This window comes from Pseudarthrobacter quantipunctorum (assembly GCF_045291495.1).
Lineage (GTDB): Bacteria > Actinomycetota > Actinomycetes > Actinomycetales > Micrococcaceae > Arthrobacter > Arthrobacter quantipunctorum.
Window position 1 is genome coordinate 914,049 of record NZ_CP148033.1, and the last position, 16,571, is coordinate 930,619.

At 67.8% G+C, this 16,571-nt stretch carries 15 protein-coding genes; 13 read left to right on the forward strand and 2 right to left on the reverse strand.

The annotated features are described in order from the left end of the window. Positions 1–12: 12 nt before the first annotated feature. The 6 genes from WHH00_RS04170 to WHH00_RS04195 all read left to right on the forward strand — a co-directional run bounded on the left by WHH00_RS04170 (position 13) and on the right by WHH00_RS04195 (position 6,830). Positions 13–882 (forward strand): sirohydrochlorin chelatase, encoded by an 870-nt coding sequence (locus tag WHH00_RS04170; protein WP_406636797.1) that lies wholly within the window; start codon positions 13–15, stop codon positions 880–882. A gap of 54 nt (positions 883–936) precedes the next feature. After that, the gene (locus tag WHH00_RS04175; protein ID WP_406636799.1) at positions 937–2,682 is read left to right on the forward strand and encodes a nitrite/sulfite reductase; all 1,746 of its coding nucleotides are present in this window, start codon (positions 937–939) and stop codon (positions 2,680–2,682) included. A 26-nt stretch (positions 2,683–2,708) separates the two neighbouring features. Beyond that, on the forward strand, positions 2,709–3,467 hold the full coding sequence (locus WHH00_RS04180; protein WP_406638490.1) for a phosphoadenylyl-sulfate reductase: 759 nt from the start codon (positions 2,709–2,711) through the stop codon (positions 3,465–3,467). Beyond that, positions 3,464–4,411 carry a sulfate adenylyltransferase subunit CysD gene (gene cysD, locus WHH00_RS04185; RefSeq protein ID WP_406636801.1) on the forward strand — a complete coding sequence of 316 codons (948 nt, stop codon included), beginning with the start codon at positions 3,464–3,466 and terminating at the stop codon, positions 4,409–4,411. The genes WHH00_RS04180 and cysD overlap by 4 nt, the downstream gene beginning before the upstream one ends. Then, on the forward strand, positions 4,411–5,820 hold the full coding sequence (locus WHH00_RS04190) for a sulfate adenylyltransferase subunit 1 (protein WP_406636803.1): 1,410 nt from the start codon (positions 4,411–4,413) through the stop codon (positions 5,818–5,820). Before cysD ends, WHH00_RS04190 begins: the two co-directional genes overlap by 1 nt. A 233-nt stretch (positions 5,821–6,053) precedes the next feature. After that, on the forward strand, positions 6,054–6,830 hold the full coding sequence (locus WHH00_RS04195) for a hypothetical protein (RefSeq protein WP_406636805.1): 777 nt from the start codon (positions 6,054–6,056) through the stop codon (positions 6,828–6,830). An 82-nt stretch (positions 6,831–6,912) separates the two neighbouring features. On the opposite strand, the gene WHH00_RS04200 is transcribed toward WHH00_RS04195, so the two are convergent. Next, positions 6,913–7,287, reverse strand: a complete 375-nt coding sequence (locus WHH00_RS04200; RefSeq protein WP_406636807.1) for an SRPBCC family protein — start codon at positions 7,285–7,287, stop codon at positions 6,913–6,915. 86 nt (positions 7,288–7,373) lie between these two features. On the opposite strand from WHH00_RS04200, the gene WHH00_RS04205 reads away from it, so the two are divergent. The 7 genes from WHH00_RS04205 to WHH00_RS04235 all read left to right on the forward strand — a co-directional run bounded on the left by WHH00_RS04205 (position 7,374) and on the right by WHH00_RS04235 (position 15,231). Continuing rightward, entirely contained in the window at positions 7,374–8,540 is a 1,167-nt protein-coding gene (locus tag WHH00_RS04205) for an RtcB family protein (protein ID WP_406636809.1), read from the forward strand. A gap of 207 nt (positions 8,541–8,747) precedes the next feature. Further along, positions 8,748–9,872, forward strand: a complete 1,125-nt coding sequence (locus WHH00_RS04210; protein WP_406638492.1) for an ABC transporter substrate-binding protein — start codon at positions 8,748–8,750, stop codon at positions 9,870–9,872. Between the two features lie 27 nt (positions 9,873–9,899). After that, positions 9,900–10,625: an ABC transporter ATP-binding protein gene (locus tag WHH00_RS04215; RefSeq protein WP_066278184.1), complete on the forward strand. Its 726-nt coding sequence runs from the start codon at positions 9,900–9,902 to the stop codon at positions 10,623–10,625. Next, positions 10,615–11,568 (forward strand): ABC transporter permease, encoded by a 954-nt coding sequence (locus WHH00_RS04220; RefSeq protein ID WP_406636811.1) that lies wholly within the window; start codon positions 10,615–10,617, stop codon positions 11,566–11,568. Before WHH00_RS04215 ends, WHH00_RS04220 begins: the two co-directional genes overlap by 11 nt. 212 nt (positions 11,569–11,780) lie before the next feature. Beyond that, on the forward strand, positions 11,781–12,227 hold the full coding sequence (locus WHH00_RS04225; RefSeq protein WP_406636813.1) for an SRPBCC family protein: 447 nt from the start codon (positions 11,781–11,783) through the stop codon (positions 12,225–12,227). Positions 12,228–12,393: 166 nt separating this feature from the next. Next, positions 12,394–13,665 carry a uroporphyrinogen-III C-methyltransferase gene (cobA, locus tag WHH00_RS04230; protein WP_406636815.1) on the forward strand — a complete coding sequence of 424 codons (1,272 nt, stop codon included), beginning with the start codon at positions 12,394–12,396 and terminating at the stop codon, positions 13,663–13,665. Between the two features lie 99 nt (positions 13,666–13,764). Then, entirely contained in the window at positions 13,765–15,231 is a 1,467-nt protein-coding gene (locus tag WHH00_RS04235; RefSeq protein ID WP_406636817.1) for an FAD-dependent oxidoreductase, read from the forward strand. A 76-nt stretch (positions 15,232–15,307) separates the two neighbouring features. Here the strand turns inward: WHH00_RS04235 and WHH00_RS04240 are convergent, their stop codons facing one another. Continuing rightward, on the reverse strand, positions 15,308–16,531 hold the full coding sequence (locus WHH00_RS04240) for an SRPBCC family protein (RefSeq protein ID WP_406636819.1): 1,224 nt from the start codon (positions 16,529–16,531) through the stop codon (positions 15,308–15,310). Positions 16,532–16,571 lie beyond the last annotated feature (40 nt).

Sequence of the window (16,571 nt, forward strand, 5' to 3'; positions counted from 1 at the left end):
ACGCTAGCCGGTATGAACAGCCCCATCATGATCGCCTGCGCCCATGGGACGTCCAGCACACAGGGAGCCGCAGAGGTCAACGCCCTGCGCGCCGCCATCGCCGGACTCCGCCCCGGCCTGGACGTCCGCGAGGCCTATGTGGACGTCCAGCAGCCGGACCTGGTGGACGTGGTGGCTGGCCTGCCCGAGGGGGAGGCCGCCGTCGTGGTGCCGCTGCTGCTCAGTGTGGGCTACCACGTGAAGGTTGACATTGCGCGGGCGGTGAAGAGCCGGCCGGGCAGTGCCGCGGCCGCGCCGCTGGGGCCTGATCCGCGCCTGGCCGCGCTGCTGGACCAGCGGCTGCGTGAGGCCGGCGTGACGGACAACGATGTGGTCGTCCTGGCTGCGGCGGGATCCTCCAACCCCAACGCCGCCGTCAGCGTCGAGGAGCTGCTGGGCCAGTTGCGGGCGCTGCGGTCCAACCGGATAGTGGCCGCCTACGGTGCCTCCGCTCAGCCTTCCGTGCCCGACGCCGTCGCGATGCTTCGCGAGGAGCTGGAAGGCGGTGCCGGGGCGGGTGAGTCCGCAGGAGCGGTCGACGTCGGCGGGCGCGTGGTGATTGCCTCGTACCTCCTGGCGCCGGGCTTCTTCCACGACCAGCTCGCCAAGGCCGGGGCGGACGTCGTCACCGAACCCCTGCTGCCGTCCCCGGTGCTGGCCGAGATCGCGCTGGACAGGTATGACGCCGCCGTCGCAAAAGCCCGTGAAGCGGCGGCCCACGCGCCGGCCGAAACAGCAGCACAGGCCCCCCAAACGGCCCCCGCGGAACCGCCAGCAAATGCACAGGAGGGTGGCTTGTTCAAGGTTGTCCGGCGTTTCGTGACGAAATATTTCCCTAGGTGACTTAGCGTTTCCGGGCCTTTGTGACGCTCTTCGGGCGGGACCTACAGTCGATGCATGACTGATACAGCTCTAGCCGGAGCGTCGGCGGATTCCGCTGCCGCGAAGCGCCCGGCCCGCCCGTCCCGTCCCGCCGCGAAGCCGCACGGGCAGTGGAAAGTGGACGGCAAAACGCCCCTGAACGCCAACGAAACCTGGAAACAGGAAGACGACGGCCTGAACGTGCGCGAGCGTATCGAGACCATCTACTCCAAGGAAGGCTTCGACGCCATCCCCGGCCAGGACCTGCACGGCCGGTTCCGCTGGTGGGGCCTCTACACCCAGCGCAAGCCCGGGATCGACGGCGGCAAGACCGCAACGCTTGAGCCGCACGAGCTCGAGGACAAGTACTTCATGCTCCGTGTGAGGATCGACGGCGGCGCCCTCACCACCGAGCAGCTGCGCGTCATCGGCCAGATCTCCGTGGACTTCGCCCGGGATTCCGCCGACCTGACCGACCGCCAGAACATCCAGCTGCACTGGATCCGCGTGGAGGACATCCCGGAGATCTGGACCCGCCTGGAAGGTGTTGGCCTGTCCACCACCGAGGCCTGCGGCGACGTTCCCCGCGTGATACTGGGTTCGCCGGTGGCCGGCATCGCCAAGGACGAGATCATCGACCCCACCCCGCTCATCGAGGAGCTGGGGGAGCGGTTCATCGGCAACCCGCTGCTGTCCAACCTGCCGCGCAAGTACAAGACCGCCATCACCGGCCACCCCAGCCAGGACGTGGTCCACGAGATCAACGACTTCGCACTGGTGGGTGTCCGCCACCCCGAACTCGGCGTCGGCTACGACCTCTGGGCCGGCGGCGCGCTGTCCACCAACCCGATGCTCGGCAAGCGCCTGGGTGCGTTCGTGACCCCGGAGCAGGCCGCGGACGTGTGGCTCGGCGTCACCAGCATCTTCCGTGACTACGGCTACCGGCGCATGCGCACCAAGGCCCGCCTGAAGTTCCTGATGGCGGACTGGGGTCCGGAGAAGTTCCGCCAGATCCTGGAGGACGAATACCTGGGCTACAAGCTGGCTGACGGTCCGGCCGCGCCCAAGCCCACCACCCCCGGCGACCACATCGGCGTGCATGAACAGAAGGACGGCAAGTTCTTCATCGGCGCCACCCCGCTGGCCGGCCGGCTCTCCGGCGCCGCGCTGGTCAAGCTCGCCGACACCCTCGAGGCCCGCGGCTCCTACCGGCTGCGCACCACCCCGCACCAGAAGCTCGTTGTCCTGGACGTCGAGAAGGACCAGGTGGAGCCCCTCGTGGCAGAGCTGGACGCGCTGGGCCTGTCCGCCCGCCCGTCCGTGTTCCGCCGCGGCACCATCGCCTGCACCGGCATCGAGTACTGCAAGCTGGCCATCGTGGAGACCAAGTACACGGCCGCCACCGCAGTTGCCGAGCTGGAGCGCCGCCTGGCCGACCTCGCCGCGTCCGGCGAGCTGCCGCACGCGCTGTCCCTGCACATCAACGGCTGCCCCAACTCCTGCGCACGCATCCAGACCGCGGACATCGGCCTCAAGGGCATGATGCTTCCAACGCCCGACGGCGACCCCTCCCCGGGTTTCCAGGTCCACCTGGGCGGCGGGCTGGCTTCCAACGAGCGCGAGGAAGCAGGCCTGGGACGCACCGTCCGCGGCCTCAAGGTGTACGTCGATGACCTGCCCGACTACGTGGAGCGCGTTGTCCGCACCTTTGTGGCCCAGCGCGCCGAGGGCCAGACCTTCGCCGAGTGGGCCCACGCAGCAGACGAGGAGGCACTCCAGTGAGTAAGCACGCGCTTGGAGTGGATCCGGTGGCTGCCCCGGCCGAGGCCTCAGCCCAGGTTGAGGCTGTGGCGGCAACCGCCCCCAAGCTCCGCTCCCACGAAGAACTGAAGGCCATCGCCGAAGCCGGTGCCGCCGAACTCGGCTGGGACGCTCCCGCCCGCGATGTCATCGCCTGGGTGGAGCGCAACTTCGAACTGCCCGCCGTCGCCGTCGCCTGCTCCATGGCCGACGCCGTCCTGCCCGCGCTGGTCGCGGACCAGATGCCCGGCGTCGACGTCCTGTTCCTGGAGACCGGCTACCACTTCCCGGAAACCTACGCCACGCGTGACGAGGTGGCCGCGAACCTCCGCGTCAACGTGGTGGACGTGCTTCCGGAGAACACCGTGGAACAGCAGGACCGGCTCCTGGGCAAGGACCTGTTCGCCCGCGACGCCGCCCAGTGCTGCGCCCTCCGCAAGGTGGCCCCGCTGCGCCGCACCCTGTCCGGCTACGAACTGTGGTTCACCGGCGTCCGCCGCGATGAAGCCCCCACCCGGACCAACACCCCGCTGGTCACCTGGGACGATGCCAACGGCCTGGTCAAGGTGAACCCGGTGGCTGCGTGGACGTTCGACCAGCTGGTCCAGTACTCGGACGACAACCTGCTGCCCGTCAACCCGCTGCTTTCCCAGGGTTACCCCTCCATTGGCTGCCAGCCCTGCACCCGGAAGGTGGCGCCGGGCGACGACCCCCGCGCCGGCCGCTGGGCAGGGACCGACAAGACAGAATGCGGACTACACGTATGAGCACTTACTTAACCGAGGAGACCACCCAGGTGACTGAAGCTGCCGTTTCCACGCGCCTCTCCAGCCTGGACACCCTTGAGTCCGAGGCGATCCATATCATCCGCGAGGTTGTTGCCGAGTTCGAGAAGCCCGCGCTGCTGTTCTCCGGCGGCAAGGACTCCGTGGTGATGCTGCACCTGGCCACCAAGGCCTTCTGGCCGGGCAAGGTCCCGTTCCCGGTGCTGCACGTGGATACCGGCCACAACTTCCCCGAGGTCATCGACTTTCGCGACCGCACTGTTGAGCGCCTGGGCCTGAAGCTCGTGGTGGGCTCCGTGCAGGAGTTCATTGACCGCGGCGAGCTCGCTGAGCGCGCCGACGGCACCCGCAACCCGCTGCAGACCGTCCCGCTGCTGGACGCCATCCAGCAGAACAAGTTCGACGCCGTGTTCGGCGGCGGCCGCCGCGACGAGGACAAGGCCCGCGCCAAGGAGCGCATCCTGAGCCTCCGCGACGAGTTCGGCCAGTGGGACCCGCGCAACCAGCGCCCCGAGCTGTGGAACCTCTACAACGGCCGCCACACCGTGGGCCAGCACGTCCGCGCCTTCCCCATCAGCAACTGGACCGAGCTGGACATCTGGCGCTACATCGAGCGCGAGAACATTGAGCTGCCCGGCCTGTACTACGCCCACGAGCGCGAGGTCTTCGCCCGCGACGGCATGTGGCGCGCAGTGGGCGAGGTCTCCCAGCCGCTGCCGCACGAGGATGTCATTACCAAGACCGTCCGCTACCGCACCGTGGGGGACATGTCCTGCACCGGCGCCGTGGAGTCGGACGCGTACACGGTGGCCGACGTTGTGGTCGAAGTTGCTGCCTCCACCCTGACCGAACGTGGCGCCACCCGGGCAGATGACCGCATCTCCGAGGCCGCCATGGAAGACCGCAAGAAGGACGGGTATTTCTAATGAGCACGATCTCCGAGATTTCGACAGGCTCGCTCACCGAAGGCCTGCCCACGACGCTCTTCCGGTTCGCCACCGCAGGATCGGTCGACGACGGCAAGTCCACTTTGGTGGGCCGCCTCCTTCACGATTCCAAGGCCATCCTGGCTGACACGCTCGACGCCGTTGCCCGCACCTCCGCGGACCGCGGCTTCGGCGGTGCTGCTGGCGGCATCGACCTCGCCCTGCTGACCGACGGACTGCGCGCCGAGCGCGAACAGGGCATCACCATCGACGTGGCCTACCGCTACTTCGCCACCGACCGCCGCAGCTTCATCCTGGCCGACTGCCCCGGGCACGTGCAGTACACCAAGAACACGGTGACGGGCGCGTCCACCGCGGATGCCGTCGTCGTACTCATCGACGCCCGGAAGGGCGTGCTGGAGCAGACCCGCCGTCACCTTTCCGTGCTGCAGCTGCTGCGGGTGGCGCATGTGATCGTGGCCGTGAACAAGATCGACCTAGTGGACTTCAGCGAGTCCGTGTTCCGCGAGATCGAAGCCGACGTGCAGCAGGTGGGCCGCGAGCTGGGCCTCGGCTCCGATGGGATAACCGACCTGTTGGTGGTCCCCGTGTCCGCCTTGGACGGTGACAACGTGGTGGAGCGCTCCGAGCGGACCCCTTGGTACACCGGCCCGGCGCTGCTGGAGGTCCTCGAAACCCTCCCGGCGGCTGATGAACTTGAAAGCCACCTGGAGAGCTTCCGCTTCCCGGTGCAGCTGGTCATCCGGCCGCAGGGCGCTTTGGCCCCCGACGCCGTCGCCGCCGGCCTGGACGTGGAGGCCTACCGCGACTACCGCGCGTATGCCGGCCAGATCACCGAGGGCTCGGTCAAGGTGGGGGACAAGGTCTCCGTCCTTACACCCGGCCAAGACCCGCGCACCACCACTTTGGTGGGCATCGACTTCGCCGGCGCCTCGCTTGAGGAAGCCGCCGCGCCGCAGTCCGTGGCGATCCGCCTGGCTGAGGAATTCGACGTCGCCCGCGGTGACACCATCGCCGCCGCCGGCACCGTCCGCGAAGCCTCCGCCGACCTGTACGCAGCACTCTGCTGGCTGTCCCCGAAGCCGCTCCGCGAGGGCCAGAAGGTGCTGGTCAAGCACGGCACCCGAACCGTGCAGGCCCTGGTCCGCAACGTCGGCGGCAAGCTGGACCTCGCCTCCTTCAAACTGGAGCCGGCGTCCACCCTGGAACTCAACGACATCGGCAACGCCCAGCTCCGGCTGGCCGCGCCGCTGCCGCTGGAGAACTACCTCCACCACCGCCGTACCGGAGCGTTCCTGGTGATTGACCCGCTGGATGGCAACACCCTTGCTGCCGGACTGGTCAAGGACCACCCGGGCGACCATGAGGACGAGCGCTACAGCATCTGATCTTTCCTTCGAAACCGCGGCTTGTTCGCGAAGCCTGGCCTTGATGGTCCGGATTCGCGAACAAGCCGCGGTTTTGTCGTCTCCGGCGGTGAGTACTGGCAGCAGCCATCAGTGCTGCCCTGTTCAAATCCAAGTACTCGCTACTCGTGCGGGGTGCTGCAACACCAAGACTTAATGGTCAGCGGGGGCACCAGCTTCCTTTGGGACATGGACGCAACAGCTGAGGAGGCACCATGCCGGCCATCCAAGAGTGGAAAACCCGGGCGGCAGAGCACCTGCGGCGGGACTCCGAGGACTGGAAAATCTCCCCCCGCCACGAGCGGCTGCTCATACTGATCCCCTTCATCATCGCCGTGGTGGCCGCGGCAGCCCTCCCGTTCAAGGACTTCTACCTCTGGCTGGTCAACGAGGACTCCCTGATCGAATGGCTCCAGTTCGCCTGCCTCCTGGCGGCCAGCATCTTCCTGCCCCTCATCACGGTGTACCTGCTCCGTGCCAAGCGCTGGGGCATTGCCGTGCTCTATGCAGTTGTGGCACTGGGGGTATGGTTCCTCACAGGCGAGGAGATCTCCTGGGGCCAGCGCGTCTTCGGCTGGGCCACGCCCGAATCCCTGAACGAGGTCAACCGCCAGGGCGAGACCACGGTGCACAACATCCGCGGCGTGCAGGAACTGGTCCCCGCGGCCATGCTCCTTGCGAGCCTCTATGGCGCCTGTGCCCCGCTGGTATGGGCAGGCATGGGAAAACGGTGGAAGAACCTGAAGTCCAGGCGCGTGCTGGTCCCGCCGCTGTGCCTGGTGCCGGCCTTCGGGCTGGCCGCCGGCTACCGCCTGTTCCGCCTGCTGATCTGGCCGGAGCCCACCTTCGTTATCTCTGAGTATGCCGAGGCGATGGAACTGTGCCTGTACTTCGGGCTCGCCATGTTCTGCTGGTTCAACCTGCGCCTGCTGCGCGAGCCGGAGCCGGGCCTGCGGCAGCAGCCGAGGGGCCTGCACCGCAGGACGGCGTAGGCTCCAGCCCGCGCCGGCGTCCGGCGTTAGCTTTCCAGGACCGCTTTGAGTTTCTGCAGGTCCTTGCGGGTTTGCCGGCGGATCATTGGTGCCATGAACAGCCCTGCCAGCTTCGAGAAACCCGAGGGCTCCCGGTGTTGCCGAGCGTCATACGGGTCCCGCCGTCGTCGTCCGTCCAGGTGTAGGTGGTCTGCATGGGGAACGGGCCCTGAGCCGTCCGCATCACAAGCCTTTCGCCGGGGACATAGTCAACAAACTCATAGGTGTAGTTGAGCTCGCGGCCCAGGAACCTCGCCGTGAAGGCAACCTTGGTGCCAGTGCCCAGCGGTCCGGTGTTCAGGCGCTGCGACCTATGGATGTTCACGTACCACTTGGGCGCGTTGTCCGGATTGGCCGCATAGCCTGCCACCTCTGTGCGGGGGCGGTTGATGAGGATGTCGGTCCGGACGTCCACCATGATGCGTCTCCTTTGGGTGCCGTTGTATCGCCGGGGGTTAGCCTAGGAACCACGTTAGTCCCCGGCCGTCCCATGGGAGGCACCGCATGGAAACGATCAACAGCAAGCTGCTGAACTGGGCCTCGATCCTGGATGACAAGACCCGTGAGCAGGCGGTGCAGGCCTCGCAGCTGCCGTTCATCTATCCGCACCTTGCCCTGATGCCCGATGCGCACCTGGGAAAGGGCGCCACCGTGGGCTCGGTGATCCCCACCCTGCACGCGATCATGCCGGCGGCCGTGGGGGTTGATATTGGCTGCGGCATGATCGCGGTCCGGACCCAGTACTCCCTGAAGGGCCTGCCCAGGGACCGGAAGAAACTGCGTGAGGACATCGAACGGGCCATTCCACTGTCCGCGGGACACAACAACAGGACCGTGCTGCCCACGGCTGAACCAAGGATCGCGGAGCTGAAGAGACTGGCCGCGGAAGCAGGTTTCAACCCCGGCCAGTATGTTGAGAAATGGGATCTCCAGCTGGGCTCGCTCGGATCGGGCAACCACTTCATTGAGGTTTGCGCCGACGAGACCGACGCCGTGTGGCTGTTCCTGCACTCCGGTTCGCGCGGCATCGGCAACAAGATCGCCCAGCACCACATCGGCGTCGCGCAGCACGTGGTGACCAAGAGGCGGATCCACCTGCCGGACCCTGACCTCGCCTACCTGGAGGAAGGCACACCGCAGTTCGACAGGTACATCGCGGAGCTGCGCTGGGCCCAGCACTTCGCGCTCCTGAACCGCGAAGAGATGATGGACCGCGTCAGCGCACAGTTCGGCCGCTGGGTGGGCGGGCCCGTCACGGAACTCGAGCGGGTCAACTGCCACCACAACTTCACCCAGCAGGAGATCCACTACGGCAAGTCCGTCTGGGTGTCACGCAAGGGCGCCATCAAAGCCGCGCCCGGCGATCCTGGACTTATCCCGGGGTCCATGGGGACGTCGTCGTACGTGGTGGAGGGCCTCGGCAACGTGGCGTCGCTGAACTCCTCGCCGCACGGGGCGGGCCGGGAATACTCACGCAACGCCGCCCGCAAAACGTTCTCCCTGGACGAACTGAAAAAGGCCATGCGGGGGATCGAGTTCCGGGCCTCGGAGGCGTTCATCGATGAGATACCCGCCGCTTACAAGCCCATCGACGTCGTCATGCAGGACGCCGCGGACCTGGTCACCGTCCGGCACAAGCTGCGGCAGCTGGTCAACGTCAAGGGAAACTGAGCGGTCAAGGGCGGGCTGACGCCGCCCGATCGCCGGAACGGTGCCACGGCGCCGGAGCGGAACGGCGAGCGGGTACCGTTCCGGCGACCCCGGCGAACAGCGTCCGAATATGACGCTAGATGAACCCGCGTGACCCCCCGTTTCCGCGTCATTGAACGGGTTTGGGGCACTCCCTATGGTGAAACAATGACTAGTTCCAAGCCCGGGATGACCCGCATCGTGGCAGGCGAAAGCGCGGTACCCAAGCGCAAGCGTGCCATTGAGGCTGCCCTGGCCATCGGGCTGGTCCTGCTGATCGCCGTCGGCGCCGTGGTGGCCTCAACGGTTTCACGCAACACAGAGGCGCAGGCCGCTGAACCCACGCCCGCCGCTGAGCTCAAGCTGGGGTACTTCGGCAATGTCACCCACGCCCCCGCACTGGTGGGCATCAAGCAGGGCTTCCTGGCAGAGGCCCTGGGCAGCACCGCGCTCAGCACCGAAACATTCAACGCCGGGCCCGCCGCGATCGAGGCGCTGAACGCCGGTGCCATCGACGCCGCCTACATCGGCCCCAACCCGGCCATCAACTCGTTCGTGAAGAGCCAGGGCCAGTCCGTGCGGATCATCGCCGGTGCCGCCGCCGGCGGTGCGCAGCTGGTTGTCAGGCCGGAGATCAACTCCGCGGCGGACCTCAAAGGCAGGACGCTGGCTTCCCCGCAGCTCGGCGGCACCCAGGATGTGGCCCTCCGCGCGTGGCTTGCGTCCGAGGGATACCAGACCAACGTTGACGGCAGCGGCGACGTGGCCATCAACCCCACGGAAAACGCCCAGATTCTGAAGCTGTTCCAGGACGGAAAGCTCGACGGCGCGTGGTTGCCTGAGCCGTGGGCCTCGCGGCTGGTGCTCCAGGCCGGCGCGGAGGTCCTGGTGGATGAAAAGGACCTCTGGGACGGGGCCGGCACGGGCAAACCCGGCGAGTTCCCCACCACCGTCCTGATCGTCAACCAGAAATTTGCCGCCGACCACCCGGAGACCGTCGAGGCACTCCTGGCCGGCCACGCGGAGTCGGTGGCCTGGCTTAACGGGGCCCCTGCCGCGGAAAAGTCCGCCGTCATCAACTCCGCCCTGCAGGAGTCGGCAGGGGCAGCCCTCGCCGACGACGTCCTGGCCCGGTCCCTGGCCAACATCACCTTCACCCTGGACCCCCTCGCCGGAAGCTACCCGCGGCTCCTGGAGGACGGCGTCGAGGCCGGCACCACCAAGCAGGCGGACATCACCGGCCTCTTCGACCTCCGCCCGCTCAACGGAGCCGCAGCAACCAAGATTTCAGCAGCCGGCCTCGGCCAGGACTGATCCACCCACCTACTTAAGGACGGCACCATGCCAGTCGTACTGGAACACCTGGGCAAGCGCTTCGGCGACGGCGCCCCGGTACTGGACGACGTCAACGCCACCATCGGGAAGGGCGAGTTCGTTGCCCTCCTCGGTGCCTCCGGCTGCGGCAAATCCACCCTGCTGAACATCATCGCGGGACTGGAACCGCCGTCGTCGGGCGCCCTGGAAGTGCCCAGCGACGGTGCCGCCTTCATGTTCCAGGACGCCGCGCTGTTCCCCTGGCTGACCGCCCGAGAGAACATCGAACTGGCCCTGAAACTCCGCGGCGTGGGCAAGGCCGAGCGCAAGGCCAAGGCCCAGGAGCTCCTGGAACTGGTGCACCTGGGCGCAGCGGGGGACAAGCGCCCGCACGAGCTGTCCGGTGGCATGCGCCAGCGCGTGTCCCTGGCGAGGTCGCTGGCGCAGGACCGCCAACTGCTGCTCATGGACGAGCCGTTCGCCGCCCTCGACGCCATCACCCGCGACCTGCTGCACGATGAGCTGGAGCGGATCTGGAAGGAAACCGGCCGGACCATCGTCTTTGTGACCCACAACGTCCGGGAAGCCGTGCGGCTGGGCCAGCGCGTGCTGCTGCTGTCCTCCCGCCCCGGCCGCGTGGTCCAGGAATGGGCCGTCACCGAGGAACACCGTACCGACGCCGGACTCGCCGGCCAGCTGACCGGGGTCATCACCGCCCGGCTCCGGGAGGAGATCCGCCGCCATGCCAAGTAACCCCACACCCCTGGCCGATACCGATCCGGTGGTGGAGCCCGTTGAAGCCCGGCATATCCACGCCGCCCTCACCCGGACCTCCACCGGCAACGAGGACCTGCGGGAACTCGAGTCCGGGCTCGATTCCCTGCAGTCCGACGCCGCACGCAAGAACCGCATCGACTGGAGCCGCATCCTGCTGCCCATCGCCGCCCTGGTGGTGCTGGTGCTGATCTGGCAGTTCTACGTCTCGCTCGGGGTCAAGCGCCGCGACCTGGTGCCCGGACCGCTGGACGTGGCCACCCAGGTGGGTGTCCTGTGGAACGAAGGCAAACTCCAGGAAGCCGTGTGGACGTCATTGCAGCGCGGGCTGGTGGGCTTCCTCATTTCGGTGGCCATCGCCACCCCCGTGGGCCTTCTGCTGGCCCAGGTGGCGCCGCTGCGCCGCGCGTTCGGGCCGCTGATTTCCGGCCTCCAGGTCCTGCCCTCGGTGGCCTGGGTGCCGGCCGCGATCATCTGGTTCGGCCTCACCGACGCCACCGTGTATTTCGTGGTGTTCATGGGCGCCATTCCGTCCATCATCAACGGGCTGATCTCCGGCGTGGACCAGATCCCGCCGCAGTACCGGCGCGTGGGAACCGTCCTGGGCGCCTCCCGGCTGGAGATGGCGCTGCAGATCATCCTTCCCGCAGCGCTGCCCGGCTACCTCGGCGGCCTGAAGCAGGGCTGGGCCTTCTCCTGGCGTTCGCTTATGGCGGCGGAGATCATCGCGGTGGGCGGCACCATCGGCTTCGGCCTGGGCTCGCTGCTGGACCAGGGCCGCATCCTGTCCGACATGACCGTGGTGATGTCGGCAATCCTGCTGATCCTCGCCGTCGGCATCCTGATCGAACTGCTGGTCTTCGGGCCCATCGAGAAGCGGCTCCTCCGCAGCCGCGGGCTCCTGGCCGGCAGCACCCGCTAAGCACCCCCACCTTCCGCACACCGCAGAGCCCGACGGCGACCTCCCGCCGTCGGGCTCTCCGCTTTTCTGCGTCCTGCTGGCGCAACTGGGGCACTTTGACACGGACACGCCGTCAAAACCGCCCGCCGAACGCCGATACGGGACCAAAGTGCCCCACGACCGTCCGGCACTGAAGTGCCCCGGCTGGCAGACTGGCCCCATGACCACCAGCTTTGTCTGCCGAAAGCTCCCTTCCCCCGGAGCGGCTGTTCGACCTGGCCCGGAGCGTTGACGCCCATGTGGAGTCCCAGAAGGGCTCGGGGGAGCGGGCAGTAGCCGGGGTGACGTCCGGGCTCATCGGCGAGGGGCAGGAGGTCACCTGGCGGGCGCGGCACTTCGGAATTCCGCTCACCATGACCAGCCGCGTCACCGCGTTCGACTTCCCCCGCAGCTTCACGGACGAGCAGGTAAAGGGCCCATTCAGGTCCTTCCGCCACATTCATGAATTCGAGCCCACCCGCGGCGGCTGCATCATGACGGACCGGGTGGAGTTCACGGCGCCGTTCGGCCCGCTGGGCCGCGTGGTGGAGCGCTTGGTCCTGCGCCCGTACCTGCAGCGGCTCATCACGGACCGCGGACACTTCCTTGGCAGCGCCGGCAACCGAACCGGGGCACATTGACACGGACACGCCGGGGATCGCTGCGCATCCGGCCCTGACGCCCGCCAATGTGCCCCACAACGGAGTACGACGGCGGGCGGCAGGCTTTGTGACGCAGCGTTACCTCACGTGAACTGGTGTTGCTGCCCCGTTGTTGGCATATGTGACGCCGCCCTACCGTTGATTCATGGCAATTCAGGATATCTACCCCACGGCGCTGCGCCTCCTTGGCCGCCCCGTGCTGGTGGTGGGCGGCGGCCCCGTTGCGGCCCGCCGCGCCAAGGGGCTGCTGGACGCCGGTGCACGGGTCACCGTCGTGGCTCCCATTGCCTCCGCCGCGCTCAAGGAACTGGCCGACGCCGGCCTCCTCACCTGGGAGCCGCGCCCCTACCGTTCCGAAGATGTCGACGGCGTGTGGTTCGTCCAGACGGCTACCGGCGATTCCGCCGTGGATGCGCAGGTGTCGTCCGACGCCGAGGCGCAGCGCGTCTGGTGCGTCAACGCCTCCGACCATGAAGCCTCCGCAGCCTGGACCCCGGCTGTTGCCGAAGTGGACGACGTCAAGATCGCCGTGAACGCCGGGGGAGACCCGCGGCGCGCCATGGCCGTCCGCGACGCCGTTGCCACCGCCCTGGAAACGGGCGACCTTCCGCTGCGCCGCCGCCGCGCCCACCGTGGTTCGGTGGCACTGGTTGGCGGCGGACCCGGCGACACCGGCCTGATCACCGTCCGCGGCCGCCGGCTCCTGGGCCAGGCCGACGTCGTTGTGGCAGACCGCCTGGGCCCCCGCGAACTCCTGAACGAGCTGGCTCCGGACGTCCGCATCATCGAAGTGGGCAAGACCCCCGGCCACCACCCCGTGCCCCAGGCCGAAATCAACCGGATCCTCGTCGAGGAAGCCCTGAACGGCCACCGCGTGGTCCGGCTCAAGGGCGGCGACCCCTACGTCCTGGGCCGCGGAGGCGAAGAGGCCGAATACTGCCGGCAGCACAGCGTCGAGGTTGAAGTGGTTTCCGGCGTCACGTCCGCGATCTCGGTTCCGGCAGCGGCCGGCATCCCCGTGACGCACCGCGGCCTGGCCAAGGGCTTCAGCGTGGTCACCGGACACGAGGAACTCTCCGAGGTCCCGGCCCGCGCCGACCACACCATTGTGCTGCTGATGGGCGTCGGCCAGCTGCGCGAATCCGCGTCCGCCCTGGGCAAAGCTGGCCTGCCATCCCACACGCCAGTTGGTATCGTGGAAAACGGCTATTTGCCGGACCAGCGCGTGACGATTGGCACGCTTGGTTCCATTGCAGACCAGGCGGAAGCCGCCGGCGTCGCAAATCCCGCAGTAATTGTCATCGGCGACGTTGTGCGCGTGAGCCCGTTCGCGCCGTCGCACTTCAAAACCGCTGACTACAGCACCACCACCCCGAACAGCCCCCGCACCAGCAAGCCCCGAGTCCTCACCACCTAGCCCCCACCCAACCAGGTAGCAGCAGATGTCGTTATGAGCCCTCAAAACGACATTAATTGCTAGTTAGTTGGGACGGACCGAAGAAAAAGGAACACAGCCGTGTCATCAAGCACCACCGTAGGTTCTGCCGAACGTCCGCTGCGCGTCGCCGTCGTGGGCTCCGGCCCGGCAGGCGTCTACGCCGCCGACATCCTCACCAAGAGCGAAGCCGTCAAGAGCGGCGAGCTGACCGTGAGCATCGACCTCTTTGACCGCTACCCGGCACCCTACGGCCTGATCCGCTACGGCGTCGCCCCGGACCACCCCCGCATCAAGGGCATCGTCAACGCCCTGCACAAGGTCCTGGACCGCGGCGACATCCGCTTCTTCGGCAACGTGGACTACGGCACCGACCTCACCATCGAGGACCTCCGCACCCACTACGACGCCGTCATCTTCGCCACCGGCGCCATCAAGGACGCGGACCTGAACATCCCCGGCATCGAGCTGAAAGGCTCGTTCGGCGGCGCGGACTTCGTCTCCTGGTACGACGGCCACCCGGACGTCCCGCGCGAATGGCCGCTGGACGCCAAGGAAATCGCCGTGATCGGCAACGGCAACGTGGCACTGGACGTGGCCCGCGTCCTGTCCAAGCACGCCGATGACCTCCTGGTCTCCGAGATCCCGGACAACGTCTACGCCGGCCTGAAGGCCTCGCCCGTCACGGACGTCCACGTGTTCGGCCGCCGCGGCCCGGCCCAGGTCAAGTTCACCCCGCTGGAGCTGCGCGAGCTGTCCCACTCCAAGGACGTGGACATCATCCTGTACCCGGAGGACTTCGAGTTCGACGAGGAATCCGACCGCCAGATCCAGACGAACAACCAGACCAAGACCATGGTGGGCACGCTCACCAACTGGATCGCCGAGCAGCCCGAGGACCTCTCCGAGCTGAAGGCTTCCCGCCGCCTGCACCTGCACTTCCTGCACAGCCCGGTGGAAATCTATGACGACGCCGAGACGCCGGGCAAGGTGGCCGGCATGCGGTTTGAGCGCACCGAGCTGGACGGCACGGGCAACGCCCGCGGCACCGGGGAGTTCGTGGACTACCCGGTCCAGGCCGTGTACCGCGCCATTGGCTACTTCGGTTCCGCCCTTCCGGAGATCGAGTTCGACCACACGAAGGGCGTCATCCCGAACGACGGCGGCCGCGTCCTGGATGCCGCCGGCACCCACGTGCCGGGCATCTACGCCACCGGGTGGATCAAGCGGGGACCCGTCGGCCTGATCGGCCACACCAAGGGCGACGCCCTGGAGACCGTGACCTACCTGCTGGAGGACCGCGAAAACCTTCCCGTGGCGCAGGCACCCCAGGAAGAGGCCGTCGTCGAACTCCTGGACGCCCGCGGCGTGCAGTTCACCAGCTGGGAAGGCTGGCTGGCCCTGGACGCCCACGAGCTGGCCCTCGGCGCAGCCGCCACAGAGGCCGGCGGCTCCCACGGCGTGGAGGTCAAGCGTGAGCGCATCAAGGTGGTGCCGCGCGAGGACATGGTGAACATCTCCCGCGACGGCGTGGCAGCACAGGTCTAACAAGGGTTCATGCGGCAGGAAAGCCGGCAGCCCGGGAACATTCCCGCTGCCGGCTTTCTGCTTTAACCCGGCCGCGCTACTTCCCGGCCCCGCCTGCGGCCATCAGCTCGAGCCGCCGCAGGGTTTCCCGGTTCCGGACAGCGATCAGGGGGTCGCGCAGGAACTTGGGCATCATCTTCCCCGGTCCGCGGACGGCGTCCTCGGAAATGGTGACCCGGCATTGCCCGTCCTGGTCCTCCAGCGTAATCACCACTTTGGCTTCACCCATCGGCCAGCCGCGGGCGATGACTTCCAGCCGGCGGCCCGGCTCGACGGCTGTCACCTGCGTGCTGTCGTCAATCACCAGCGGCCAGCCGCCCACGGAGTGGTGGAGCCGGGCGCCTGCTGCAGGCCATTGGTCGTCCACAGCCCGGATCCGGGAGGTGCCCACCACCCAGCCGGAGTAAAGCCATCCGTCGGCGATGACCCTCCACACATCGGCGGCGGGGGAGTTGAAGAGCTGCGACACGGTGGACATGGTGTTCCTTTCTGTAGCGGCGGGTGCGGCTGAAGCGGGGGCGGAGTTTGCGACGGCGGCGGGTGCGGGCCGCTGTGCCGCGCGGTAGGAGCGTTCCCTGAGGCGGCGGGTCCACGCGTAGGTCTGGGCTCCCGGCGGCTGGTTCCCGAGGGGATTGAAGCGCACGGGCGTGTCCGCCGGTTCCGGTTCTGCCCGCAGGCGGAGTTCGCCGCATTCACGCCAGGGCCCCGCGGGTTTGGCCCAGTAGAGGTTGAGTACCCATTCCCCGGAGGCCAGCGGCCCCGCCGGCACCTCGCTGGTCCGCAGCCCCAGCAATACGGGCCCTTTCCCGCCCCGGTACGGCATGAGTGTTGTGAAGGTGGCGCTGGCAACGTCGAGTTTCGGCTGGAGCAGGAACCTTCCGGGAAGCCGCCAGCCGGTGGAGGCGAACAGCACGTCCGTGATGCCGCCGGAGGATGGCGTGATGCGCAGGGCCAGGCCCAGGATGTCCGGAAGCTGCTGGGGCAGCCCCACCGATCGCGAGAACCTGGCCTTGACGGAGTCGATGCCCGGAGTATCGAGCCACTCCACCCCGCTGGTTGCCCCGGAACTGCCGGTCCGTGTCAGCCGTCCTGCCAGGCCGATGCCCTCCGGGTGAATGGGCCGGTCCGGCCTTGCCAGCTTCAGCATCCGGAACAGTCCGGCGAAGGCGCGGCCTGCCGTCTCCGTGACGGCGGGGGTTACGTCCCCCGGGGCGGCAGGGCCGACGCCGTGGGCTTGGTCTATGGCTGCGGAATGCGTCATGGTTCCTCCGTACCCCGAAACAGGTCCGTACCCCGAAACA